General features: G+C 40.5%; 19 protein-coding genes. 6 read left to right on the top strand and 13 right to left on the bottom strand.

The features are described from left to right. Positions 1 to 373 precede the first annotated feature (373 nt). Positions 374 to 1,804 carry a M48 family metalloprotease gene (locus N5852_RS10205; RefSeq protein ID WP_262099744.1) on the top strand — a complete coding sequence of 477 codons (1,431 nt, stop codon included), beginning with the start codon at positions 374 to 376 and terminating at the stop codon, positions 1,802 to 1,804. Between the two features lie 129 nt (positions 1,805 to 1,933). Here N5852_RS10205 and N5852_RS10200 read toward each other — a convergent pair whose 3' ends face one another. Continuing rightward, positions 1,934 to 2,881 (bottom strand): endonuclease/exonuclease/phosphatase family protein, encoded by a 948-nt coding sequence (locus tag N5852_RS10200; protein WP_262097690.1) that lies wholly within the window; start codon positions 2,879 to 2,881, stop codon positions 1,934 to 1,936. An 85-nt stretch (positions 2,882 to 2,966) separates the two neighbouring features. Continuing rightward, positions 2,967 to 3,122, bottom strand: a complete 156-nt coding sequence (locus N5852_RS10195) for a hypothetical protein (RefSeq protein WP_262097689.1) — start codon at positions 3,120 to 3,122, stop codon at positions 2,967 to 2,969. Positions 3,123 to 3,545: 423 nt separating this feature from the next. On the opposite strand from N5852_RS10195, the gene N5852_RS10190 reads away from it, so the two are divergent. Further along, positions 3,546 to 4,250 carry a glutathione S-transferase family protein gene (locus N5852_RS10190; RefSeq protein ID WP_182417309.1) on the top strand — a complete coding sequence of 235 codons (705 nt, stop codon included), beginning with the start codon at positions 3,546 to 3,548 and terminating at the stop codon, positions 4,248 to 4,250. 63 nt (positions 4,251 to 4,313) lie between these two features. On the opposite strand, the gene N5852_RS10185 is transcribed toward N5852_RS10190, so the two are convergent. From N5852_RS10185 to N5852_RS10155, 7 genes are all read right to left on the bottom strand, one after another. Continuing rightward, a complete protein-coding gene (locus tag N5852_RS10185) occupies positions 4,314 to 5,717 on the bottom strand; it encodes a Do family serine endopeptidase (RefSeq protein ID WP_262099743.1) in 1,404 nt (467 codons plus the stop codon). A 281-nt stretch (positions 5,718 to 5,998) separates the two neighbouring features. Next, a complete protein-coding gene (locus N5852_RS10180; protein ID WP_262097688.1) occupies positions 5,999 to 6,442 on the bottom strand; it encodes a cyclophilin-like fold protein in 444 nt (147 codons plus the stop codon). Then, complete coding sequence (locus N5852_RS10175; RefSeq protein ID WP_262097687.1) at positions 6,435 to 7,631, bottom strand: MFS transporter; 1,197 nt, start codon at positions 7,629 to 7,631, stop codon at positions 6,435 to 6,437. The genes N5852_RS10180 and N5852_RS10175 overlap by 8 nt, the downstream gene beginning before the upstream one ends. Positions 7,632 to 7,761: 130 nt before the next feature. Next, positions 7,762 to 8,790, bottom strand: coding sequence for an alpha/beta hydrolase (locus tag N5852_RS10170; protein WP_262097686.1), 1,029 nt, complete (start codon positions 8,788 to 8,790; stop codon positions 7,762 to 7,764). 447 nt (positions 8,791 to 9,237) lie between these two features. Further along, a complete protein-coding gene (locus N5852_RS10165) occupies positions 9,238 to 10,308 on the bottom strand; it encodes a FecCD family ABC transporter permease (protein WP_262097685.1) in 1,071 nt (356 codons plus the stop codon). 87 nt (positions 10,309 to 10,395) lie between these two features. Further along, positions 10,396 to 11,451 (bottom strand): siderophore-interacting protein, encoded by a 1,056-nt coding sequence (locus N5852_RS10160; RefSeq protein WP_262097684.1) that lies wholly within the window; start codon positions 11,449 to 11,451, stop codon positions 10,396 to 10,398. A 65-nt stretch (positions 11,452 to 11,516) separates the two neighbouring features. Next, positions 11,517 to 13,649, bottom strand: coding sequence for a TonB-dependent receptor, heme/hemoglobin family (locus tag N5852_RS10155; protein ID WP_262097683.1), 2,133 nt, complete (start codon positions 13,647 to 13,649; stop codon positions 11,517 to 11,519). A gap of 113 nt (positions 13,650 to 13,762) precedes the next feature. On the opposite strand from N5852_RS10155, the gene N5852_RS10150 reads away from it, so the two are divergent. From N5852_RS10150 to ade, 4 genes are all read left to right on the top strand, one after another. After that, positions 13,763 to 14,629 (top strand): heme/hemin ABC transporter substrate-binding protein, encoded by an 867-nt coding sequence (locus tag N5852_RS10150; RefSeq protein ID WP_262097682.1) that lies wholly within the window; start codon positions 13,763 to 13,765, stop codon positions 14,627 to 14,629. Positions 14,630 to 15,282: 653 nt separating this feature from the next. After that, positions 15,283 to 17,073 (top strand): adenine deaminase, encoded by a 1,791-nt coding sequence (locus N5852_RS10145; protein WP_262097681.1) that lies wholly within the window; start codon positions 15,283 to 15,285, stop codon positions 17,071 to 17,073. Positions 17,074 to 17,395: 322 nt separating this feature from the next. Beyond that, positions 17,396 to 18,916, top strand: a complete 1,521-nt coding sequence (locus N5852_RS10140; protein WP_262097680.1) for an NCS2 family permease — start codon at positions 17,396 to 17,398, stop codon at positions 18,914 to 18,916. A gap of 124 nt (positions 18,917 to 19,040) precedes the next feature. Continuing rightward, positions 19,041 to 20,837 (top strand): adenine deaminase, encoded by a 1,797-nt coding sequence (gene ade, locus N5852_RS10135; protein WP_262097679.1) that lies wholly within the window; start codon positions 19,041 to 19,043, stop codon positions 20,835 to 20,837. A 57-nt stretch (positions 20,838 to 20,894) separates the two neighbouring features. Here the strand turns inward: ade and N5852_RS10130 are convergent, their stop codons facing one another. The 4 genes from N5852_RS10130 to N5852_RS10115 are packed head-to-tail and all read right to left on the bottom strand — an operon-like array spanning position 20,895 to position 24,719. Further along, positions 20,895 to 21,926, bottom strand: a complete 1,032-nt coding sequence (locus N5852_RS10130; protein ID WP_262097678.1) for a sulfate/molybdate ABC transporter ATP-binding protein — start codon at positions 21,924 to 21,926, stop codon at positions 20,895 to 20,897. A 37-nt stretch (positions 21,927 to 21,963) separates the two neighbouring features. After that, a complete protein-coding gene (gene cysW / locus N5852_RS10125; protein WP_262097677.1) occupies positions 21,964 to 22,827 on the bottom strand; it encodes a sulfate ABC transporter permease subunit CysW in 864 nt (287 codons plus the stop codon). Then, positions 22,820 to 23,683, bottom strand: coding sequence for a sulfate ABC transporter permease subunit CysT (gene cysT, locus N5852_RS10120; RefSeq protein ID WP_262097676.1), 864 nt, complete (start codon positions 23,681 to 23,683; stop codon positions 22,820 to 22,822). Before cysT ends, cysW begins: the two co-directional genes overlap by 8 nt. Positions 23,684 to 23,696: 13 nt before the next feature. Beyond that, the gene (locus tag N5852_RS10115; RefSeq protein WP_410004261.1) at positions 23,697 to 24,719 is read right to left on the bottom strand and encodes a sulfate ABC transporter substrate-binding protein; all 1,023 of its coding nucleotides are present in this window, start codon (positions 24,717 to 24,719) and stop codon (positions 23,697 to 23,699) included. Positions 24,720 to 25,137: the final 418 nt, after the last annotated feature.

Below are 25,137 nucleotides of genomic sequence, written 5' to 3'. Positions count from 1 at the left end.
CAATAATTTATCGCAATAAAATTGCTTTTTAAAGCTAACATATGCTATGGGTCAATTTATTTGGTATATTCGTGGTCTAGGTCAGGATCTTATTAGCGCCGTTATTGTGACAAGGTCTTTTGGTGAGTATAAAATGGCTATAACAATTAAAAATCGTGATTTGTAGCTGGAAAAGTGTGACGGTTTGGCGTAATCAAGTATGGTTTTAAATTAAAGCTTATTTTTCCAATTTAAGCAAAAGAAGTATAGAAATATATTTATATTAAATATGTGCAGTGAGAAAAGCAAAATGGCAATGGCTTATAGTCAAACTATAATAAAAAAAAGCAAACAACGCTCTTTAAAGCGCTTTTCCGTTTATTTAGCTTCGTTTATGTTGCCGCTTTTAAGCAGCTGTACTGTTATTGATTATAGTAAGCCTGATGGTGGCTTAAAGCCATCTATTAATCCTTATATCGTTGATACTGTTGATAAAAACAATCAAATGTCGCAGCTTGGTGCTGCCCAGCATCCGCGTATTCTTGCCACTTATGGCGGCGAATATAATAATCCGCAATTGGAGCGTATGGTTGCCAAAATTGTTGGTAAATTAACCGTTGCTGCTGGTAATCCAGAGCAGACCTATCGTATTACTATTTTAAATTCTCCTAATATTAATGCTTTTGCATTGCCAGGTGGCTATGTTTACGTAACTCGTGGGCTTTTGGCTTTGGCCAATGATTCATCAGAAGTTGCGGCAGTGATTGCCCATGAAATGGCCCATGTTACTGCCAATCACGGTGTACAACGCTTGCGCAAAGAGGCTGAGGTCGAGTTAAGCAATAAGGTGGTTTCTGAGGTTTTGTCCGATAGAAACCGCGAACGTGAAACTGAAATTCGCGGCAAAATGTCTTTAGCGCAGTTTTCGCGAAATCAAGAATTGGAAGCCGATAAAATTGGTATTAAGACGGTTGCAGAAGCGGGATATGATCCTTTTGCCTCAGCACGGTTTTTACAAACCATGGAAGGCTATACCCAGTTTAGAAGCGTATCTGGTGCAACTGATGCAAAACTTGACTTTTTGGCAACGCATCCTGCAACGCCACAGCGCGTTCAGTTAGCACTTGCCCAAGCACGTCTTGTTGGCGCACCGGGGGTTGGCTCAACCGATCGTGACTCCTTCCTCAATGGGGTTGATGGTATGATCTTTGGTGATACTGCCAAGGAAGGTTATATTCGTGGCCAAAATTTTATCCATCCTGAACTTGGGATAGCCTTTAGCGTTCCAAATGGTTTTACTATCGATAATTCAAGCGCTGCAGTGGTTGCAAGCGGTGCCGATGATATGGCTATTCGTTTTGATGCCATTAATAAACCAGCTGACATCACTGATGCCAAGGACTATATTCAAAGCGGTTGGGTGTCAGGTCTTGATGTGGATAGCGTGCGCACAGTTAATATTGAGGGCTATCCTGCTGCCACAGCTACTGCGCAAAGCCCTAAATGGCAATTTGATGTTGTTGTCATCATCGTTAAAAATAAAATCTTCCGATTTTTAATTGCTGCGCCTAAAAACAATACTTCTTTACAAGGCGTTACCAGTAGCACGATTAATTCGTTTAAAATATTAAGTCGGCAACAAATTTCGGCATTAAAACCGCTACGTATTCATGTTGTAACGGTAAAACCGGGTGAAACAGTGGCCTCACTTGCCAATCAAATGCAAGGAACCGATAAAAAGGTTGCATTGTTTCGCATATTAAATGCATTGTCACCGACATCGGTGGTATCTGCTGGTGACCGTGTTAAGATCATTGCTGAGTAATGATCTTAGCTTGTATTGCGCATTGATGTAGCAGCCCCATGATTTAGAAATTCTGTAATCGGTATTAGGGCTGCCCTATGAAATTTCATCCTTGCACTTTATAGCATTGATGTTGACTAGGGTCTGACTCTAGAGTGAGAACTCTACTTTCATAGGTAGATGGTCAGAGCCGATTGAGGGCAGTTGTTCTACCTTGTTAAGTTTAAATTCATCGCTGAGCAATATTTGGTCGATTGGCAATCCTAAAATTGGTCTTATGCTGTCAGGTAAACTGTAGCTTAACCAGCTTGAAGCAATACCATTAACATGGCGCGTTGCCGTATTGTCTTCAATAAATTTTACTGCGTAGCTCCAACTGGTTGCGTTAAAATCGCCGCCAATAAGTTGTAATGGTTCCTTTGTTAAAGGTAGCGCAATTATTTGGCTTTTTTGCTGATGAGGCCAAGGCCAAAATAAATGCAAAGATGATAGTTTTAGCGGCGTTTTTGCACCAATATCAACCATCGCAGTCGCAATACCCGCATCATTTGGGCAGGCCGCTTCTGGCATGGTGTTTACAAATGGATAAATTGATAAAAACCCTGTTGCGCCAATTGTTGATCTTTGGGCGCGTTCACATTTAAAAGTATAATAATTATTGGTTTGTGCAAACTCGCTTAAAGCTTTTTGCCAGTGGCCTGATGCTTCTTGATAGGTGACAAAATCGGGTTTTTCTGAATTCAACAAATCAATCAGTTTTTGAGAATGGGGATTATCATAGCGTAAATTGGTTTGTATGAGCTTAAAATGCCGCGTGCCGCTAATGCTTGTTGGTTTCAAACCTTGCGTTTGATAGGTGGATAAAACACAAAATAAGCTAAACGCAATAATCGCTAATCCAAAACGCTTAAAGCTTGTGAAAAAAAGTGGAATAGTTGCTACAATAAGGACAAATGCCATATGGCGCCTAAAATGAGCAACGGAATCCAGCATTGGATGCAACGCGCCTAAATAGCTGATTAATAATGGCACTGTTGCTGCAATGAGTAATAGAAGCCATATAAAGCTGAAAACGCCTGGTTTATTATTATTTTGCATATTGTCTCCAAATGTTTTGTCACAACATTTAAAGCGAGTAATTACGGCAAAATTTCCAGCGCAGTTTAAATGCTAACAATAAAGTTTAACTATTATTACCATTCATACTTTGACTGTTTTGATAAAGAGGTGCGGCATAGGCTGGCATTTTAGCATAATGAATGGCAAAGCCCAAAGTTAGTGCCGTTGCAAAAATACTAAGGCTTAAGATCGACATGCGTTTTACATAACTATTATTCATTGTTTTGTTCCATATGAGATTAGAGCGCATTTCGATCTGATTGGATCAGATCGGCGCTCTAATCCTTTGTTTACACCGCGTTTTTTGTCCGAAAAACGCTTCACACTTTTCGGAAAACGCTCTAATAACTATAATCTAAATGATGTTCTTTGAATAAAGGCTGAGTGAGCTGTTCATAGTTTATTTATTGATCTTAAAAAGGTATTAAAATTTATGGTTAATTAAGGTTTAAAAAATCGACTGGAATTTAACCATGAAACACGATAATTTACATTTGTTTATAAAGTGTGGTATTAAAAAGGCAGTTTTAAAAATTCGCAATAATGGTTTTTAGTTCATGAAGCCTTTATGCGTGCCTATGTGGAAACAAATTGGATAGATTAAAACGCCCAATTTGCAACTTATTTTACGGAGTTATAGACGATGCCTAGCCAGAATAAACCAATACAGTTTTTTTACTGGCCAACCCCAAATGGGTGGAAAATTAGCATCATGCTTGAAGAGCTCGGTGTACCTTATAATGTTAACTATTTGAATATTGGTAAGGGCGAACAGTTTGAGCCAGATTTTTTAGCTATCTCACCAAATAACCGCATGCCTGCGATTATTGATCCAGAAGGGCCAGATGGCGAGCCCATCTCGGTTTTCGAATCTGGTGCTATTTTAATGTATCTTGGCCGTAAATTTCAGCGCTTTTATCCAACCGACGAAAGAAAGCGGGTTGCGGTTGATGAATGGTTGATGTGGCAAATATCTGGTCTTGGGCCAATGTCAGGACAAGCCGGTTACTTTGCAGTTTATGCCAATGAAAAAATCCCTTACGCTATTGAGCGCTATACCAAGGAAGTGCGCCGCTTATATGGTGTGATGAATAAGCGCCTTGAAGGGCAGGAATATTTGGCCGATAATTATTCTATTGCTGATATTGCATCAATTGGTTGGGTATCAAAATATGATGCCTACGGAATTGACTTACTAGAATATCCAAACCTTAAACGCTGGTTGCGCACCATGCGTGAGCGTCCCGCTGTACAACGCGGACTTGAACTTGGTCGTGAAATGAAAAATGATCTATCCCATGATCAAGAGGCGCAAAAAATCCTGTTTGGTCAACAAGAAAATAAATAAGCTTAAACCTCATTAATTCTATAAAGGGGAGCAGTTTAAAATCTGCTCTCCTTTATTTTTTGCCTAATTTAATGGCAGTGTTACCATTCGTAAATCGCCATTGGGTTTTGCAACCATGATAAGGGCATTTTGACGGCCTGTATCACGCAAGGTTTTAATACGCTTAACCACATCTTCGCGCGTGGCGACAATTTCTTGATTAATGCTGATAATCACTTCGCCAATATGGATCCGCTTATCCGATGCAATTGAATTGGTTTCAATATCGGTGATGATTACGCCTTTGATTGTGTCTGCAATGCCAAATTTTTTGCGTAAATCTTCATTAAGTTCTGAAATCTGCATGCCAAGCAGCGGCTTTGACGCACTTTCAGCACTTGTCGAATCTTCAGTACCATCGCTGGTATCATAGATTGCTGGCTCATTTTCTTCTTCTTTGAGCTGCCCAAGCTTAACGCTAACCACTTGCTGTTTACCATCGCGCAAAATAGTTACTTTCACGTCGCGGCCAACGGGACACTCCGCAACAATTCGCGGTAAGTCCTTGGCATTTTTAATCGGCTTATCGCCAAATTTTAAAATAACGTCACCATCTTTAAGGGCTTTATTATCCACATCTTCAGCTTCCATTTTGCTGGCAACCATTGCGCCATCAGTATTAGGCAGGCCAAGAGTTTCAGCAATTTGCTCATTAATTGGTTGGATGCGAATGGCTAGCCAGCCACGATGAATTTCACCAAATTCTTTTAATTGAGCAATAACACCAGTTGCCATGTCGGCAGGAATAGCAAAACCAATGCCGATAGACCCCCCCGTTGGCGAAATGATGGCCGTATTAATACCAATGACTTTGCCATTCATATCAAAAAGTGGCCCACCAGAATTACCACGATTAATTGCGGCATCGGTTTGAATGAAATCATCATAGGGGCCAGCGCTAATATCACGATTGCGCGCCGATATAATACCAAGGGTTACAGTCCCACCAAGACCAAATGGATTACCAATTGCCATTACCCAATCACCGATACGGGCATTTTCGGAATCACCAAAACTAACAGCAGTAAGCTTTTTTTTGTTTGGATTAACTTTCAGCAAAGCAATGTCAGTTTTAGGATCAGTACCAAGCAGTTCGGCTTTTAGTTTTGAACCATCGGTAAAATTAACTTCAATATCATCAGCATCGGCAATGACGTGATTATTAGTCACGATCAAACCTTCCTTGGCATCAATAACAAATCCTGAACCAAGCGACTCAACCTTACGAGATTGCTGGGGAGCCTTGCCGTCTTTATCGGTGAAGAAATCTTGAAAATAATCTTCAAAAGGTGAGCCTTTGGGGATGTCGACAACGGGTGGGTTATCACCGCTTTCAGTTCCTTTGACATTTTGTGAAGTTGCGATATTAACCACCGCATCAAGCAGGCCGGAGGCAAGATTTGACACCGATTGGGGGGCATTTGTCATATCACGCGGCGCAATTGCTGATGTATTTTGTGCCCATGCGCCTGTTGGAAAAGCGCCACTAGAAAGCGGCAGGGTACAAGCTACAGCAAGAGGTAAAAGGCGGCGCAGTCTGGTCATACCGATTCCTTAAAATGTCTTTTAATTCTACTATCATCACCCCTATCGGGCACTTGATAATATTATATAACGGCAAATAGATAACAATAGGTATAAACACATTGCAAGCATTGCTTGACCAAAATACGGCATGGTTTGGTTGTTTTTAAAATCCTTGATAAAAATTATGGACCAGCTTTATCTATTTGGACTTCAAAGGGATCTTCTTTTAGCAATTTATCAATAGAGCCTCGTAGTTTTCCAATCTTCACAAGACCTTTAGAATAGGAAAAGTCTTGATAAAAAATTGCAAGATTACCCCAAGGCGCATAATAAGCAATATCGCCAATAACGGGGGTAAAACCATCATCTGCTTGTTCTATATTCAGCCGCTTAGGTAAATTGGCTACTTTTTCCGTTGATGCGTAATCATTAAGTGTCAAAGTAATTGGTAATAGTGATAAAAAATCGTGACCAACGGGACTATCTTCAATTTCAGCCGTTAAAATTTCATCATCAATGGTTAAGGTAATGGTCATATCATTTCCTTTCTGGTTGGCATGAGCAACACTAAGATAAAGAATTGAAACAAGGACAAGGATTGATACTGGTCTAAAGAGTTTAAGCATGCTTGCCTGTCCTTTTATAAAATAATTGGAAACTGATCAAAATAAGAGTGATGGCACAGGCAAGAAAAAGTGTTGCAATGGCAAATATGCTGTTAGCGCCACCGCTATCAAAAACAGCGCCGCCAGTTGCTGCGCCAATAGATATGGAAAGCTGGATAGCTGCAACCATAAGCCCACCAGCAATTTCAGCGCGATCGGCAAGAGTGTGAACAATCCATGTTGACCAAGCAACTGGAATAATACCAAACATGAAGCCCCACATCATAATCAGCACTATATTTTCAATAAGATTTCCATTGCTAAAATAGAAATTAATGGCGATAAATGCTAATATGGCATGGATAGCAATAATAGTAATGCGGAAACCTTGACCCAATAATTTTCCGGCAAAAAATGTACCCAAACAATTAGCAATGCCAAAGCCAAGCAAGATTAGCGATAACTTGCTGTCATGCAAAAACAAATCTTGTTCAATATAAGGGCGCAAATAGGTAAAAAACACATGGTAACCGCCAAAGCTGAAAATCATACCGCCAAGGCCAGCAATCACCCAAGTGGTTTTTAAAAGTTGCCCCATATCGCGAAAGCGACTTACAGTTTTAACTGGCATGGATGGCAAAGATAAAAATTGCCAGATAAAGCCAATTGTGCCAAGCAGTGTAGCGAGCCAAAACACATTGCGCCAGCCGATAAATTGTCCAATATAACTTGCGACTGGAATAGAAATAATGGTAGCAACGGCAACACCTGCATAAATAATACTTAATGCGCGTGGTACATCTTTTGCTGGCACAAGCCGCAAGGCAACCGCCGATGACATTGACCAGAAGCCGCCAACAGACATGCCAAGCAAAGCACGGGCAATAAGCAAAACAATGTAATTGGGTGCAATGGCAACCAGCGCATTGGAAACAATCAACAAAGCCGATAGGCTAAGCAAAATGAGCCGTCTATCGATAGTTTTGGTAAGCGGACTAAGCAGAATACTCGTGGTCACGGCAAAAAGCCCGACAACAGTTACAGCTTGTCCAGCTAAGCCTTCACTGATTGATAAGTCTTGGGCAATAGGTGTTAACAAACTAATTGATAAAAATTCACCTGTGATAAGACCTGTAACGCCAAGGAAAAGCGAAAAAACTGCCGACCATTGTGGTGTTATAATTGCCATTTCATTTTGGTTGGGTACCATGGTGGATCACATCTCTTTATAAATTTCAAAATAGGTAAAATATGTCACTGATCTAATGTGATGATTGCCAAGGCGTTCACCTTGGCAATTTGACTTTCTTTTAATAGTCTTTTGCAAAAACCGTGGCTATTTACTGCAAATTGCTTTGAAAAAAGCTGGTTAATTTACCAAAAGGAATGATATCAACACGGTCATAAAGATCGACATGGCCAGCATTTTTTACGTAAAATAGTTCTTTTGGTTCACCAGCGCGTTGGTAAGCATCTTCGCTAAATTCCTTAGAGTGAGCTTGATCGCCAGTAATGAATAGCATTGGCCTTGGTGAAATGGTTTCAATGTCATTAAAGGGGTAAAAATTCATGAATTTGACATTGCTGGTTAATGTTGGATGGGTGGTAAGTTGAGGTGATTGACCTTTTGGGGTAAACTCACCGCGCTGTGTGCGATAAAAATCGTAAAATTCGCGCTCAATGGGATTAGAATTTTCGGTTAAAGCATCAACTGTGCCACTGGTATATTCGGTTTTTGCGCCTTCAAACTCTTTTTGGCGTTGTTCAATGGCTGCTTGAATAATGGCTTTACGCTGATCAAGTGTTACGCCATGATTGATGCCGTTACGGTTGGCTGCGCCCATATCATACATGCTAACTGTTGCAATGGCCCGCAATCTTGGATCAATTTTTGCTGCACTAATTGCAAAACTACCACTGCCGCAAATGCCAAGAACGCCGATACGGTTTTTGTCAATATAGTCTTGCGTGCCAAGGTAATCGACTGCCGCACTAAAATCATCGGCATAAATTTCAGGCGACACGAGATTGCGTGGCTCACCCGCGCTTTCGCCCCAATAGGATAGATCAATTGCAAGGGTTACAAAGCCTTGCTCAGCAAGTTTTTGCGCATAAAGATTGGATGCTTGCTCTTTAACCGCGCCCATTGGGTGGCCAACAATAATCGCAGCATTCTTTTTGCTGCGATCAAGATTGTTCGGGATAAAGAGATTACCAACCACATCCATATTATATAGATTTTTAAAATGGACTTTTTGAAGTGTTACTTCATTACTTTTATAAAAATTATTGGCGCCATTTGACATATCTTGTGCCATAACCTGGAACGCACTGAAAATTAGTGTTAGCAACACAATCAGTGTTCGCATGGTCCTTTCTCCTTAAGTTTAAATATAAATTCAACTTCAATTTCAAATTCTGGGGAGATTATGGCACAGCTAGATAGGTGTGATAATTGTATTAATACTCAATACTATTATGAATTTTGCTCATGAATAAAGATAGCTAATAGGGTGAACAATAAAATTTGCATTGTTGCTATTGGGCATTTTATTCCATGCTCGTAAGCCAACTTAAATGAGCTTAGGCGAAGTTCAACTCATTTTAAGATTTATCTTAGTGATAGCGATTTCAAGGTTAATGACCAGCTGAATATCACTGTTGTACTATTTATAATATGACGTTTTCGTGGTTTTTTGCTGCGGGCGTCATTGGATAAAATGCCTTTGCCTGCTTATGGGCTAAAGTATTAACAGGACTGATAATCAGTCTTGTTTAAAGCGTTTACACAAATCGAACAATTTTAGGCAATAGCGTTAAAAATTGAGCCAACGACGTTGGTTCATTAAAATCCAAATAAAGAATGGGCCACCGATAAGTGCCGTTATAATACCGATCGGCACTTCCGATTGTGGTAAGATCGTACGCGATATTGTATCTGCGATGAGTAGCACAATTGCTCCAAGTAAAGCTGAACATGGTAGTAAATATTTATGATTAGGACCAATTATTAAGCGCAAGAGATGTGGAACAATAATACCGACAAATCCTATACCGCCACAAACAGCAACGCTTGCTCCAACTGCGGCGGAGACACATATGATGGAAATGTTTTTTATCCGTTGCACTGGGATACCTAAATGATAAGCTATCGGCTCTCCTAAAGCTAAAGCATTAAGTCCCCTTGATAAAAATGGTACAATAATTAAAGTAATTGCGATAATGACACTTGCAATAATGGTTTTACTCCAATTTGCTTTATTAAGAGAGCCTAATGTCCAAAATACTATATCCCGCAGTTGCTGATCATTAGCTTGATAGGTAATGAGACCTGTTACCGCACTTGTAATTGCAGCTAAAGCAATGCCTGCAAGTAGCATGACAGCAATTGAAGTTCGCCCATTTTGGGTTGCTAAACGATAAATAATCATCGTTGTTATTAATCCACCGCAAAAAGCAGCTAATGGTAGCAATGTGTCACCAAAAAACATTTGCAACCCGATAAGGCTACTTCCTCCAAGAACAATGGTAACAACTGCACCAAGGCCAGCACCAGACGAAACGCCAATTAGTCCTGGATCTGCAAGAGGGTTTTTGAATAAACCTTGTAATATGGTACCAGAAACAGCTAGCGCAGCCCCAACCATAACCCCTAAAACAACACGCGGCATGCGAACTTTTAGTAAAATTCGTATGGCACGATCTGCTTGGTTGTCAAATTCTTGTAGTCCTAAATAATATCGAATAGTGGTTAAAAATGCGGATTTAGACTCTCCATAAGCTAAGCTAAATATAATCACCAATAAGAGTAATGCAGATAGAAAAACTAATGCTAACCGTCCTTTATAACTGCGGTCGCCCGCCATTTGTGTTGTGGCACTGCACATTTTAATACCTGCAAAAATGGATAAAAAGATGAGCTATGCATCAATCTTTAACTGCATAAATTGACACATAGCAAAAATTGAAGAAAACTATTTTTCGTTAAGCGTCCAATAAGCACTTGCGAGCACTTTATCACGACCTTTTTTCAAAGTATCACGCCAATATTCACGCAGTATTTTAGCTTGGCTTGCCTCTCCTGCAAACCAAGCATAAACATCATCATGTTCTGGCCAGGTAAAATTTTGTAATTTTTGTGTTAAAGTTTTTGCTGCTGCTATTTGATCTTGGCTGATGATCCATTCAATATTAATGCCTTTTGGATGTTTTATGTCTTGTTTATCAGCTAATTCATCAATTGTAATAATTGCATGACCGGTTGCTGTATCTGGTAAGTTCTCTAATATCCTTCCCAAAGCAGGTAAGCCGGTTGGATCTGCACCTAAAATATAATGGCCAACATTTGGTATTGGTCGCCCAACTGGACCCAAAATACCAATCTTATCGCCTATCTGAGCATTTTGTGCCCATCGACAGGAAATACCGTCTGTTTCGTGTATATAAAAATCAATTTCTAACCATCCAGCTTCAATGTTTAGATTGCGAATAGTATAGCTACGCGAAATAGGTTTGTTTTTGTCATCTAACCAGTGAGGTAAACCATTTTTTCCTCTAATTGGCCAAACAGGATCAAACCCTTCATGGGCAGGGAATAACAATTTTGCATGCATAGACCCAAATAATGAAAAGCGTTTTAAATTTTCACCCGTTAGGCGAACACGCAGCATATGAGGGCTAAGGTGAAAAATATTTTCAACTTCTAGAACACGAAATTGCTCTAAACTCGTTTCATCCAATTGGTCTCCGGCCCAGATAAATTCCTGTGCTTCTTGCTTGGTAAAATACGCAAATGATGTGACTGTCAGATCTTTAATGCGAGCAAGACAAATTTCATCTTCGGCGGATAAAAAAATAGAGCATTTTTGACTTTCAACCTGAAAACAGATTTTTCCAAAACCAATATCAAAATGATGTTGATTACCTTCAACGTGATATTTGGCCTGCAAAGCACCCATGTGGTCAATCAGCTCAGCTATAATAGCGGCAAAATTATTAACCTGAACTGTTGTTGAGATTTGGAATGACATAATGTACCTCAAGGCAACTATAAAAACAGTATTTACAATAAAATCCCTAAATTAGCAGAAAGGGTTTACTTCCCGCCAATGCGACCGGTTATTGCTATTTTAAAGGTTCTACCTTTTCCTTGATCTATATCAGATATTCCTGCCCAACCACTTAGTGGATCAGTGTATGTTTTGTTAAATACATTATCTACTGCAAAATCTAACCGTGCATAATCATTGATTTTATAATTTAAAAATAGATTGGTTAAATTTACTCGAGGATAGACTTTTGCCGCCGATGCATCAAATAAGCGGGTTACTTTTCCATTGCTTTGGTATGAAGCACCATAAACAAGCTTATCTTCAAAAGCACGTAGCCCAAGAGTTGCGCTAAAGCTATTGCGCGGTGTGTCGCTAATATTGCGCCCTTCCCAAATACCGTCTCTCATGACTGATTTATTATAGGACGCGGCAATATTGATATATCCCCACCAATCATCATAGGTACCTTCATATTCTATACCTTGCAATTTAGCACTGCCAATATTTTCCGCCGTTACAACACGGTTTTTAGTAACCGCATTAATATAATTATCAACTTTGGTGGTATAAATATTAATTTTGCTGCGTAATTGATCGCTGCCCGATAACAAGCCATCATGCTGAATATTTAAACCTGCTTCATAAGACCCAGCTTCCTCAGGCCGTAAATCAAGATTTGGCACAAATTCATTACCTCGGCTCAAACCGCTTGGAAACATATTTTGCATATGTGGAACACGATAGCCTTCGGAGTAAGAGACGTAAAACTGAATGCCGTCTATAGGTGTTACCCCGATGTTAATCCTTGGTGATAATTTATTTCCATCAGAACTAATGTCACGTGCGGGCTTGTTGGGCATGGCAACCGTACGCCCATCCATTTTATAGCCATCATAGCGAAGAGCCGTGGTAATTTCTAACCATTCATTATATTCACCAAGCCATTGGACTAATCCACCATAAACTTGTTGATTACCACTACCAAAATTATTGGTATCAGAGTCACTAATGACTTTATAATAGTCAAACCCATAAGTGAGGGTTTGTTTAAGATTCCCAGTAGTGAAACGTGAACTATTATAGGCACGAACACCACTTGTGGAAACATCATAATATCGTGTGGAACCAATTAGAGGGCGTGGCCAAACTTGATATTGGTCATTTTCAGTTTTACTATAATAAGCATTAACCTTTAAATCCCATAGATCATTATCAACTGGATTGTATGTGTAAATGCCATTATAATTATCAACATAAATTTTAGCATCATATCTTGGTGCAACAGGTGATGAAAAACCGCTTAATGTTGTTATTGTATCATCATATTTTTGGCGTGAATAACTCAATTTAAATTCGTGGCCATCACTTGGGCGGAAGGTCACCTTACCCATGCCTGTCACAACATTTTCGCCGGTCCAACGAACATTTTTGCCATTACCATCTTTATATTCATCGCTGTCACGATAAACAAAATTACCAATAACATCAAAGTCTTCATTAAATTTATAGGCACCAATGGTACTTGTTAACCAACCTTTACCATTGCTTTCATAGCGTAGCTTGTTGCTTAACGCCCAGCGTTCATTGTCAAGAAGAAAGTCAGCTGCATCTTTGGTTTCAAATGCAACTAATCCACCAATAGCGCCAGATCCATAAGCATTTGAAACAGGGCCACGAATAACTGTAACCTGTTTTAATAATTCGGGGTCAACATAAAATGTACCAGTGCCGTGGCCAACACGCCAAAATTCTTGCCTTGCACCATCAAGTGTAATCGCAACACGACCGAATTGTTGCATTCCGCGTATACCAATTGATGTAGCAGCATCATCACCATTCATGGTGGCATGCACACCTGGAGTTGAACGGAAAAGATCGGCTGCACTACTTGGCTGTATTTGATCAATTTGTTCTTGTGTTATGATACTTGTTGCCGATAGCGAGTTAATAACAGGCTGGTCGTTTAAAGTCGGCGATATGGTAACAGTGTCAAGAACATTTGCTGGATTATTCCGCCTTTCGCTCTCTACTTCATTTTGTGATGATGTTTGATCTTGTGTATTTTGGTGTTGCTGTGCATGCGCTAATGAGCCAGAAACTAAACAAAAAGCGCCCAAAATATTATATCTAAGGGTGAGTTTTAGTAAGTTTAGGGGGGAGGATTTAAAGCGCTTCATCAGTACACCACCATTGTTTTTAATCTTATCATTGACTCATAATTTAGGAATGCTATAAGCGTCTACAATACATGATTTATTTAGTCAACTTTTAAAATTTATTTAAGGTTAATATGAAAAATATCCATTATATCATTATGTTAGCTATATTTATTTTGGTAAAGACGATTAGCCCATCTTTGAGCCAAGATAGCAATCACGCACAAAAAATTATCGTTTTAGGGCCCGATTTAAGTGATATTGTTTATAAATTAGGGGCTGAAGATCGTGTTATTGCATTGGATAGGTCAAGTCATTTTCTTTTAAATGCACATGACAAAGTCAATGTTGGCTATGCGCGGCGTTTATCAACCGAAGGCATTCTCTCGTTAGATTTTGATCTAATCATTGCCAGTAATTCTATGGGGCCACCTGAAACCGTTGATATGTTAAAAGAATCGGGAGCCAATATTTTATTTGTTACTGCAGAGAACACGCGTAACGGCATTATCGAGAAAATCACCACAATTGCGAAAAAACTTGAATTGGTAGATCAAGGGGAAAACTTAAAAAACGAGGTTTTGGCAGATTTTGACGATGCTGTGGCTTATGCAAATAAAGTACCACTTAATGAGCGCAAAAAAGTTGTTTTTTTTCATGGGGCAGGGCAGTTAAATGCAGCCGGTAAGAACACCAATGCGGATGCTTTTATTGAATATGCTGGAGCTATTAATCCCTTTAATACCTATAATGGATACAAACCAGTTACACGTGAGGCGCTTTTATTAGCTGCACCTGATGTCATTTTGGCCATCTCTAATGGTAAAGGCGGGCCAGCCATTGATGATGTTTTATCTAATGATGCTTTAGATGGGACGCCAGCCGCAATCAATAAAGCTGTTATAATTATAGATGATCCCTATATGATTGGTGTTGGCTTTGGTCCAAGAACGGGCGCAGCACTCAAAAAACTTACACGGGCTTTATATTATAAGCCCTAAGCGCGCTTTTTAAATTAGCCGTGAAACCAAGCAAAAACTATACAATTTTTGGGCAGCTTAAATATTGAGCTGCTTTTTGTATAATAAAGCAATTTGCTTTTTATTAGGCTGAAACTATGAAATTTTTTTCAAAATTGCCGGCATAGTTTATAAATTTCATTGTGTTATTATAAACGTGATAAAATCATTGACGCTAGTTGGTAGCTATGACGCTCCGCTTAGATTTATGTTTTTTCAAAAGACATATTTGGTTTTAAACTGATTCCATTTATTTTGGCTAATTCATCATTTTCTTGTGGATTTTCGTCCTTAAAAAATTTGGATTTATAAGGATTTTATTAATTAACTTTCTGAAAAACAAAGTTATTGAGTTGCTCTAAATCATTGATAATATTTCATATTTTTTATTGGTTTGCCTGTTCTATTGTCGGTTGGGCTTTACGTCTCATGGAGAATATCAAGGATCTTACTATTGTAAATATTAGATATTTACCATCAATTCCTTGTAATTGGCATTCGTCCACTTTATAGACCGCCCCAATAGGGATTTTTCTGGTTTGATGCCAGTTTATAAATGTCCAACTTATTATTTTTAGCATTTATATCACCAGCAGTCCTTTGCTTTAGTGATGAATTGCTTTTGGAGAATTGATGTGAGCGATATTCGTGAATTTATTCGGGCGGCTGCCGGCCTTGAAATGAAGGCAACTCTTGCGGTTAAGGGTGGCAAACTCGTCAATGTTGTATCAGAAGAAATTTATGATGCAGATATTGCCATTTATAAAGACAAGATTATCGCAGTTGGTGATATTGAAGATTATGTTGGTCCTAACACTGAGATAATCGATGCAAAAGGCCGCTATCTTTGCCCAGGCATGATTGATGGCCATCTTCATGTTGAATGCTCTAAATTGTCCTTAACTAGTTTTGCAAAAGCGGTTGTACCACTTGGCACAACCTCAATTGTTACCGGTCTTGATCAGATTATCGTTGTTGGTGGCCCCGATGCTGCTCGTGAATTTTTAGATGAAGCAAAAAATACGCCATTAAAAGTCTTTTGGGGCGCGCCTTGTAAAACCCCTTACACAATGCCGCGTTCAACCGTTGGCCATTATTTTAGCCCTGAAGATCACCGCAATACCCATCATTGGCCAGAATGCGTTGGCATATGGGAAACAGTTCGTGAATTTATTCAGGAAGAAGATAGCGATGTTTTAGAAGCATTGGCTATTGGTGCTGCCAATCGCTTACCTGCTTTAGGTTGCTGCCCAATGACGCGCGGCTCTAAATTAAATCAATATTTAGCAGCAGGCGTGCGTTCGGATCATGAAAGCTATAGCCCTGAAGAAATGCTAGAAAAATTACGCAATGGCATGCATGTGGTTATTCGTGAATCGTCGATTTCGCATTTCTTGACTGATAATTTACGCATTGTCACTGAAATGGGCGTTAAAGCCCTACGCCGCATTAGTTTTTGTACTGATGATGTGGTTGCAAGTGATATTCTTACTCGCGGCCATCTTGATAATATGGTGCGTATGGCAATTGCTATGGGCATTTCACCAATGGCAGCAATTCAAATGGCAACCATTAATGGTGCCGATGCTTTACGTATTGACCATAAGGTAGGTTCTATCTCACCAGGACGCATTGCTGATATTCTTCTTGTTGATGATTTGCGCAATTTCCGCATTGATGGTGTTATCGCCAATGGTAGCCTTGTTGCAAAGGGCGGCAAGATGAGCGTTAAGCTTGTTGCGCCAACACGTAGTCCTTCGCTTATGCAAAGCGTTAAAGCCGAGCCCGTTGTAGCAAGCGAAATTCGTGTTGAAGCGAAAGGAAATAGTGACAAAACCGAGCTTATGGCAATTAATGTTACACCTGAGAAAATCTTTGTGCGTACTAAGCGCATGGTGACCTTGCCCGTTGAAAATGGTTTTGTAAAAGCTGATCCTGCTCAAGATGTTCAGTATTTAACTGTTGTTGAGCGTTACGGCAAAACCCGTAATCGCCCTGTTGGTTTTATTTCTGGCTTTGGCTTAACGTCTGGGGCCATTGCATCATCCACTGCGCCTGATGATAATAATATTATCTGCGTTGGTGCCAATGAAAAAGACATGGAACTTGCGATTAATACCTTGATTGAAAAGCAAGGTGGACAGGTTGTTGTTAAAGATGGCAAGGTGATTGAATTCTTGCATTTGCCAATTGGTGGTATTGTTTCAGATATTGAGCCTGAAGAAATGATGGGCTTTGAAACGCGCCTTGATGATGCCGCACGCAGCCTTGGTTGTCAGCTGCCTTGGCCATTTATGTATATGTTTGTGTTGCAGATTACCGCAATTCCAGATTATGCTATGACTGATCTTGGTATTGTGGATTGTGTCAATTTGCAAGTTATCACCCCTTATGGTGACCCAGTGCAAACCACCCATAATGTTTAAGTTTTTAAAAGGCATTTATTCGTAAATGCCTTTTTTCGTTTCAAATCAATATTCGAGCGCATTTCGATCTGATTGGATCAGATCGGCGCTCTAATCCATTGTTTACACCGCGTTTTTTGTCCGAAAACCGCTTCACACTTTTCGGAAAACGCTCTAAGAACAACACCAGCATATTTTGTCATAGCAAATGCTAAGATAAAATATGCTTTTCATTTTATTTTAAATTAAAAAACCAACAATGTGGCTTTCAATCTCATTGAGGGCGCTGGTTTAAACTGCAGCTTGAAACATGCTGCAAGTGTAAAAGATGAAAGGGTGCCAAATGGCCGTTGAGCAACAAGGCAGCGTACAGCACAATAATCAACAATCTACAAAACATCAAAATAAAGGCTTTGCTGCATTTTTAGATCGCTATTTTGGTATCCGCAAGGCTGGGTCGTCAATACGCATTGAGTTATTAGCTGGGCTCACGACATTTTTGGCCGCTTCTTACGTTATTGTGGTTAATCCCGATATTTTGACCAAAGCAGGCATTCCTTTTTCTGCTGGGTTAACAGCGACGGTTTTGGTAAGTTTTTTGTGTAGCTGTGCCATGGGGCTTTATGCAAAAAGCCCTATTCTTGTTGCACCAGGTATGGGTATCAATACGCTTTTTGCTTATACTTTGGTAAGTGGCGCAAATGTACCATTACCTATTGCGCTTGGCTGTGTGCTTTGGGCCGGTGTTTTATTTACCCTTCTTGCTTTTTTTAATTTGCGCAGCGTGGTGATTGAAGCCATTCCAGTTAATCTTCGTTATGGTATTGCTTGCGGCATTGGGCTTTTCATTGCGTTAATCGGCTTGGAAGGCTCAAAATTTATTATTGCAGATCCTGATACGATCGTTGCTTTAACACCGATTACCCCCGTTACTCTTACTTTTATTGCTGGCTTCATTATCACTGTTGGTTTGGTTAGTCGCGGCGTTAAAGGCTCGCTAATGCTTGGCATGATTATTACGACGTTGCTTGCTATTCCTATTGGCCGTATTTGGGGCGATGGTAGTGCCTATACCTATGGTAGCGGTCTTGAAACTATTGTCAATTGGAGTGGTGTTTTTGCTGCGCCCGATTTTAGTTTTATTGGTACAATTGATCTTATTGGCTCGTTGCAAATCCTATATATTCCATTTATTTTTGTCTTTCTTTTCACCAATTTTGTGGAGGCGCTTTCTACCTTTATGGGGCTTGCAGAAGCCTCTGGCCTAAAGGATGAAAATGATATGCCGCATAATATTCGTGAATCTATGCATGTTGACGCGGTCGCAGCATTAATCTCCGCGCCGCTTGGCACAAGTCCAGCCACTGTTTATCTTGAATCGGGCGCTGGCATTTCACAAGGTGGGCGCACGGGTCTTGTCGCGGTTGTTGCAGGTTTGCTGTTTTTACCATTTTTATTCTTGTCGCCATTATTATCGCTGGTGCCAACCATCGCAACGGCGCCGGTATTGATTTTAACCGGACTTTTCATGGCAGAACCTTTAGGGCGGATTGATTGGAAGAATTTTGAGGAATCTTTGCCAGCATTTTTGGCTGTTTTGCTTATTCCTCTTACTTTTTCGATTACCCTTGGTTTATCGTTGGCGGTTATTACCTATGTGTTGATGAAAATTGTTACAGGAAAAATCCGCGAAATTCGGCTTGTGATGTGGTTTGTAGCATTAATTGCTGTTATGCTCGTTGCACAAATTCAAGCCTATAAATCTGTAGCCGAAGAAACACCACAACAATGCGCACCAATTGACGTAAAGTATTTCCAGCAAAAGTTGAATTTTTTCTTACGCTTGGACAGTGTACCTAAATGACGCCTTTAGAGCATGTTAATGAAAAAACAGCTTTAATAATGGTTTAGTATTGTAATTTTGGTTTGGCTTATAACGCCAAATCCGCATTTTAAAGAATGATTAAAATAATTTAAGGAAATGAACAATGAAACAATGGCATGAAGTTGCGCCGCAATTGGTTGATGTCGCCATGGGACGCAAAGCGGCTGATTTAGTTGTTAAAAACGGTAAATGGGTTAATGTCCATTCTGGTGAAATTATTGCCAATATTGATGTTGCCGTGAGTGCAGGGCGCATTGCTTATGTTGGTGAAAATGCGACCTACACAATCGGCACTGAAACGCAGGTGATTGAAGCTAATGGTCGCTATTTGGTGCCAGGGCTATGTGACGCGCATATGCATGTTGAAAGTGGCATGGTCAATGTAACAGAATTTGCCCGTGCGGTTATTGGTCATGGTACAACAACCATGTTTATTGATCCCCATGAAATCGCTAATGTGCTTGGGGTTGAAGGCGTGCGCTTAATGAATGATGAAGCGCAACAAATGCCAATTAATATTTTTGTGCAGGCACCAAGCTGCGTACCAAGCGCACCCGGTCTTGAAGAAGCTGGCGCCGAGCTTAGTGCGAATGATATCAGCGAAATCTTGTCTTGGCCTAATATTATTGGTCTTGGCGAAATGATGAATTTCCCAGGTGTTGCTAATAATGATGCGAAAATGGTTGCTGAAATTGCAGCTACTCAAAAAGCTGGTCTTACCGTTGGCGGCCATTATGCTTCACCAGAGCGCGGCCGTGCTTTCCATGCCTATATTGCTGGTGGCCCAGCCGATGACCATGAGGGTACAACCCTAGACGATGCAATGGCACGTGTTCGCCAAGGCATGCGCTCTATGCTGCGCCTTGGCTCTGCTTGGTATGACGTGGCATCACAGGTTAAAGCTATCACTGAACATGGTTTGGATTCGCGCAATTTCTTGCTTTGCACCGATGACAGCCATTCTGGCACACTGGTATTTGACGGCCACATGAACCGCGTTGTCCGCCATGCTATTTCGCAGGGTTTAAAGCCAATTACCGCTATTCAAATGGCAACCTTAAACACAGCGCAGCATTTTGGGCTTGAGCGTGATTTGGGCTCAATTACCCCAGGTCGCCGAGCTGATATTATTATCACATCGGATCTAGCAGAATTACCGATTGAAGTGGTTATCGGCCAAGGTAAACTTTTGGCTGAAAATGGCAATCTTGTTGTTAATATTCCAGCGACACAATATCCAGCTCACGTAAAAAATACTGTGCATCTTGGCAAAGTGTTAAAAGGTGATGATTTTGATGTTGTTGCTGATAATGCCGCAAAGGTGCGGGTGCGTGTTATTGGCATGGTAGAGAACCAAGCGCCTACTAAGGCACTTGAAGCTATCTTGCCCGTTGAAGATAACATTGTGAGCATGGATATTGCTAAGGACGTTTGCCAAATTGCACTGGTTGAGCGCCACCGTGCAACAGGCCATGTCACCAATGCTTTTGTGTCAGGTTTTGGCTATAATAAGCCCTGTGCTTTGGCATCGACCGTTGCCCATGATAGCCATCATATGATTGTTGTTGGTACCAATAAGGACGATATGGCAATGGCTGCTAATCGTCTGGGGGAAGTTGGCGGCGGCATGGTGATGATTTCTGAAGGTAAAGAGCTTGCTATGGTAGAATTACCAATTGCAGGCCTTATGTCTGATGAGCGCGCCGAAATTGTTGCAGCTAAAGCGCAAAAGCTTGTTGATGCCATGGCAGAATGTGGTTGTACTTTAAATAATGCCAACATGCAGCATTCGCTTTTGGCATTGGTGGTTATTCCGCAATTGCGTATTTCTGACAAAGGGCTTGTTGACGTAACCCGCTTTGAAATTGTTGATGTTATTATGGAAAAAATGGCGCAATAATTTAAAAAAGGCCACCATTTCATTTAAATGGTGGCCTTATTTTTCGGCTAAAACATTTTAAATGTTAAAAATTTTATAAAAGCGCGGTATGAAATGAACAATGTCGCCAATTTGTCCCTGATAATCGCGCGGCAACTCAATTTCTACCATATCACCGCTATCAAGTTTTACTTCGCCGCGCCTTGCAGATCCGACACGGCGGCGAGCAATGAGCTTACCATTAAGGCTTTGCTGATCAGCATTTGTTAGTTCAATTTCATGCGGACGGAAAAACAACTTGGCTTTACCATCAGGTAAATTGCTTTTAATGTTAATTTCATTGCCGTCATATAGAAATTTTCCCGACTTTATCTCAATAATAATATTACTGGATTCGCCAATAAAGTCATAAACAAAAGGCGTTTTGGGGTTGTCGTAAATATCGTCAGCTGAGCCTAATTGTTCGATTGTGCCCTTATGCATAATGGCAACGCGATCAGAAAGTTCAAGTGCCTCTTCTTGGTCATGGGTCACAAATATGGTGGTAAATCCAGTTTTATCATGCATTTCACGCAGCCAATGGCGTAATTCGCGGCGAACTTGCGCGTCTAAGGCGCCAAAAGGCTCATCAAGCAGCAGGATTTGCGGTTCAATTGCCATGGCGCGGGCAAGTGCAACGCGTTGGCGTTGCCCGCCCGATAATTGGTTAGGATAGCGATTTTCAAGTCCTGTTAGCTGCACAAGATCCAAAAGCTCCATCACTTTATTCTTGATAAAGGATTTTGATGGACGCGTTTTTGAAGGGCGAACATTGAGACCAAAAGCAATATTATTAAAAACGGTTAAATGCTTGAAAAGCGCATAATGCTGAAAAACAAAACCGACATTACGCTCACGTATAGAGTGTAAGGATGCATCCTTATCGCCAAAATAAACGGTGCCGGATGTTGGAAATTCAAGTCCAGCTATAAGGCGCAAAAGCGTGGTTTTGCCTGAACCTGATGGTCCAAGCAGGCCCAATAATTCGCCTGAGCGAATATCAAGTGAAATATCGTTTAACGCAGCAAAGCCGTCAAATTCTTTATTTAAGGAATTTAGGCGAACATCCATAGTCAATCCTCGAAACTATATTTTGCATCAGCTCATATTAATGGCCTGTGCGTGCTCCCTTACGGGCGTAAATTTTTTCAATTAATGTTTTTAAGACAAGTGTTACTAATGCAAGCGAGGTTAGCAGCGTTGCTATCGCGCAGGCAGCAGTAATGTCGGAATAATACATAAGCTCAATTTGCAAGGGCAGTGTCATACTTTCCCCCTCAATGCGTGAGGAAACAAGATAAACTGCACCAAATTCGCCCATTGCACGCGCATTGCAAAGCAAAATTCCGTAAAGTAACGCCCATTTAATATTAGGCAAAGTTACCAGCCAAAAGGTTTTAAACCCACTTGCGCCAAGCGAAAGCGCGGCTTCTTCGTCACTGGTGCCTTGGTCTTGCATCAATGGAATAAGTTCACGGGCAACAAAAGGAAAGGTTACAAACATGGTTGCAAGGATCATGCCGGGTAAGGCATAGATAATTTCAATGTTGAAATATTCAAGCACTGGGCGCAAGACACTATCCATGCTGAAAACCAAAATCAGCGCAAGCCCAGCAATGACAGGTGATATGGAAAAAGGTAAATCAATTAAAGTTATGACAAAGGCCTTGCCACGAAAACGAAATTTGGTAATTGCCCATGCACCTAAAATGCCAATCAAACTGTTACACGTCACCGCGATTAAAGCGACAATAAGTGTAAGTTTAATCGCGTTTAACGTGCTTGCTTCACTGATGGCTTGCCAATAGGCATCAAAACCTTCACCTAAAGCTTCAACAAAGACAATTGCCAAAGGTAAAAATAGCATGATGGTCAAGAATAGTAATACAACTGCTATGGCTATCCATTTAAACCAGATATTATCGCTTGTCGGATCGCTTGGTGGATTTTGTGGTTTGCTATAATTAGCCATTGCCAAATCTCCTGCGATTATAGGCTTGCAATAGATTAATAGCCAATAAAATGATAAAGGCAATAACAAGCATGGTTGCGCCAATAGCTGCGGCATTGGCATATTTATTGGCGGCGTTACCCTCTAACTGGATAACAATCATTAACGGGGCAATTTGCGTTTCGCGTGGTAAATTACCCGCAATAAAAATGACCGAGCCATATTCACCGATTGCTCTACCAAAGGCAAGGGCAAAACCAGTCATGATTGATGGTAAGAGGGCTGGTAAAATAACCTTAATAAAGGTTTGTAAACGGTTTGCACCAAGGCTTGCAGCGGCTTCTTCAACGTCTTTTTCAAACTCGGCAATCGCCGGTTGGATGGTGCGGACAACAAAGGGAATACCAATGAAAATAAGCGCAATAACAATACCGGTTGAGGTGTTGATAATGCTGATGCCAAGTTTGTTGAGCAGCGATCCAAGCCAACCAATAGGCGAATAAAGCGTTGCAAAAGCAATGCCAGCGACAGCGGTTGGCAAGGCAAAGGGTAGATCAATACAGGCATCAACAAGGCGGCGACCGGGGAAATTATAACGCACCAAAACCCAAGCAATCAGCAGTCCAAAAACGACATTAATTAATGCCGCAAGCATTGATGTCCAAAGGCTTAGCCAAATGGCATGGCTAACGGTGGGCGTTTTGATTATATCAATATATTCGCTAAAACTAAGCGAGAAGGTGCGGAAAAATATTACCGCAATTGGCAGTAATATTAAAATCCACATATAGGTCATGAAAATCCCAAAGGTTAAACCAAAGCCGGGTATAATGCTTGGTGTCTTCCATGAGTTAGGCTTTGCTGTTGTTGATGCCATATTTTATCGGCTCCTATTGGTTGCCACTAAAAATTTGGTCGAAGAAACTGCCTTCATTGAAAAATTCTGCTTGTGCTTTTTTCCAGCCGCCAAAATCTTCAATTTTTACTAACGTCAAGGGTGGGAATTTTTGCAAAAGTGTTTTATCAACTAGCTCAGGGTTTGATGGGCGGTAGCCATATTTTGCAGCCAAAGACTGTCCCTCTTGGCTATAGAGATGCTGTAAATAGGCGGTGGCTATTTCTCTTGTACCATTTTTATCGACATTACCATCAACAAGGGCAACAGGTGGTTCAGCAAGGATAGAGATTGATGGAACAACAATTTCAAAATTTTCGCCGCGTTTTTCTTCCAATGTTCGGATGGCTTCATTTTCCCAAGCAAGCAACACATCACCAAGGCCGCGTTGGGTGAAACTTAAGGTTGAGCCACGTGCGCCAGTATCCAGCACAGGGACGTTGCGATAAAGGTCTCGTACATATTGGCGAGCTTTTTCTTCATCGCCATTGAAGTTTTTGCGTGCCCAAGCAAGGGCAGCTAAAAAGTTCCACCGTGCACCGCCAGACGTTTTGGGGTTAGGGGTAATAACCTTTACATCCGAGCGGGTAAGGTCGCCCCAATCTTTAATGTTTTGGGGGTTGCCTTTGCGCACTAAAAATACAATGGTTGATGTATAAGGGGCATTATTATGGGCAAGTGTACCACGCCAGTTTTCAGGTATTTTTCCTGTGCGTTCTGCAATCTCGTTAATATCTGCTTCTAGTGCAAGAGTAACAACATCAGCATTTAAGCCTTCAATCACTGATCGCGCTTGTGAGCCAGAACCACCATGGGTGGTGCGAACTACTGCATCAGTGCCTTTTTCTTTTTTCCAAAAGTCGGAAAAGGCTTGGTTATATTCGCGATAAAATTCGCGGGTTGGATCATAGGATACATTCAATATGCGGTCGGCAGCTTGCGCCGCATGTATTGGAGCGAGGCTTGCTGTTGCTGCAATAAGTGAAGCGAGCACAGTTACAAATTTGCGTTTTAAAATCATTGTCACCTCCATTGATTAGCGACAATGTAACGGAATTAAATAAAATGTGAAAATATAAACTGTACTAATCCGCAGATTTTATGAAAAATCTTTTCAAAAAACACATATTTTTGAGTTTTTCTAAACTCTTTATGGTTTTTACCCCATATTTAATAGCAATATTTTGCGTTAAAAAGTCAATGCTCACTGGCCGATAACTAGAAGTAAAATGGTTTAAATGTTGTTTAAATGGAAATTTAGTTTATTGAAATATTAAGTTGAAAAAAGTGGTAAACATGAATTTAAAGGCTCTCGAAATATTGTAGCCTATAACGCATGGTAACATTTAATTTATCTATCCCTATATAAATACAATATTATTTGATTAGACGTTCTTGACCTTCCTTGATACCGTTCTAGATATTGTTAGATAATA

This window comes from Bartonella sp. HY328 (assembly GCF_025449335.1).
Classification (GTDB): domain Bacteria; phylum Pseudomonadota; class Alphaproteobacteria; order Rhizobiales; family Rhizobiaceae; genus HY038.
The sequence above is the reverse complement of the archived record's forward strand: the minus strand, read 5'-3'. Positions and strand labels throughout refer to the sequence as shown.

What these genes read in the sequence shown, in the direction of transcription:
- N5852_RS10205 (WP_262099744.1), top strand. Translation starts at nt 374, where the DNA reads ATGTTGCCGCTTTTAAGCAGCTGTACTGTTATTGATTATAGTAAGCCT.
- N5852_RS10200 (WP_262097690.1), bottom strand. Translation starts at nt 2,881, where the DNA reads ATGCAAAATAATAATAAACCAGGCGTTTTCAGCTTTATATGGCTTCTA.
- N5852_RS10195 (WP_262097689.1), bottom strand. Translation starts at nt 3,122, where the DNA reads ATGAATAATAGTTATGTAAAACGCATGTCGATCTTAAGCCTTAGTATT.
- N5852_RS10190 (WP_182417309.1), top strand. Translation starts at nt 3,546, where the DNA reads ATGCCTAGCCAGAATAAACCAATACAGTTTTTTTACTGGCCAACCCCA.
- N5852_RS10185 (WP_262099743.1), bottom strand. Translation starts at nt 5,717, where the DNA reads ATGACAAATGCCCCCCAATCGGTGTCAAATCTTGCCTCCGGCCTGCTT.
- N5852_RS10180 (WP_262097688.1), bottom strand. Translation starts at nt 6,442, where the DNA reads ATGCTTAAACTCTTTAGACCAGTATCAATCCTTGTCCTTGTTTCAATT.
- N5852_RS10175 (WP_262097687.1), bottom strand. Translation starts at nt 7,631, where the DNA reads ATGGTACCCAACCAAAATGAAATGGCAATTATAACACCACAATGGTCG.
- N5852_RS10170 (WP_262097686.1), bottom strand. Translation starts at nt 8,790, where the DNA reads ATGCGAACACTGATTGTGTTGCTAACACTAATTTTCAGTGCGTTCCAG.
- N5852_RS10165 (WP_262097685.1), bottom strand. Translation starts at nt 10,308, where the DNA reads ATGTGCAGTGCCACAACACAAATGGCGGGCGACCGCAGTTATAAAGGA.
- N5852_RS10160 (WP_262097684.1), bottom strand. Translation starts at nt 11,451, where the DNA reads ATGTCATTCCAAATCTCAACAACAGTTCAGGTTAATAATTTTGCCGCT.
- N5852_RS10155 (WP_262097683.1), bottom strand. Translation starts at nt 13,649, where the DNA reads ATGAAGCGCTTTAAATCCTCCCCCCTAAACTTACTAAAACTCACCCTT.
- N5852_RS10150 (WP_262097682.1), top strand. Translation starts at nt 13,763, where the DNA reads ATGAAAAATATCCATTATATCATTATGTTAGCTATATTTATTTTGGTA.
- N5852_RS10140 (WP_262097680.1), top strand. Translation starts at nt 17,396, where the DNA reads ATGGCCGTTGAGCAACAAGGCAGCGTACAGCACAATAATCAACAATCT.
- ade (WP_262097679.1), top strand. Translation starts at nt 19,041, where the DNA reads ATGAAACAATGGCATGAAGTTGCGCCGCAATTGGTTGATGTCGCCATG.
- N5852_RS10130 (WP_262097678.1), bottom strand. Translation starts at nt 21,926, where the DNA reads ATGGATGTTCGCCTAAATTCCTTAAATAAAGAATTTGACGGCTTTGCT.
- cysW (WP_262097677.1), bottom strand. Translation starts at nt 22,827, where the DNA reads ATGGCTAATTATAGCAAACCACAAAATCCACCAAGCGATCCGACAAGC.
- cysT (WP_262097676.1), bottom strand. Translation starts at nt 23,683, where the DNA reads ATGGCATCAACAACAGCAAAGCCTAACTCATGGAAGACACCAAGCATT.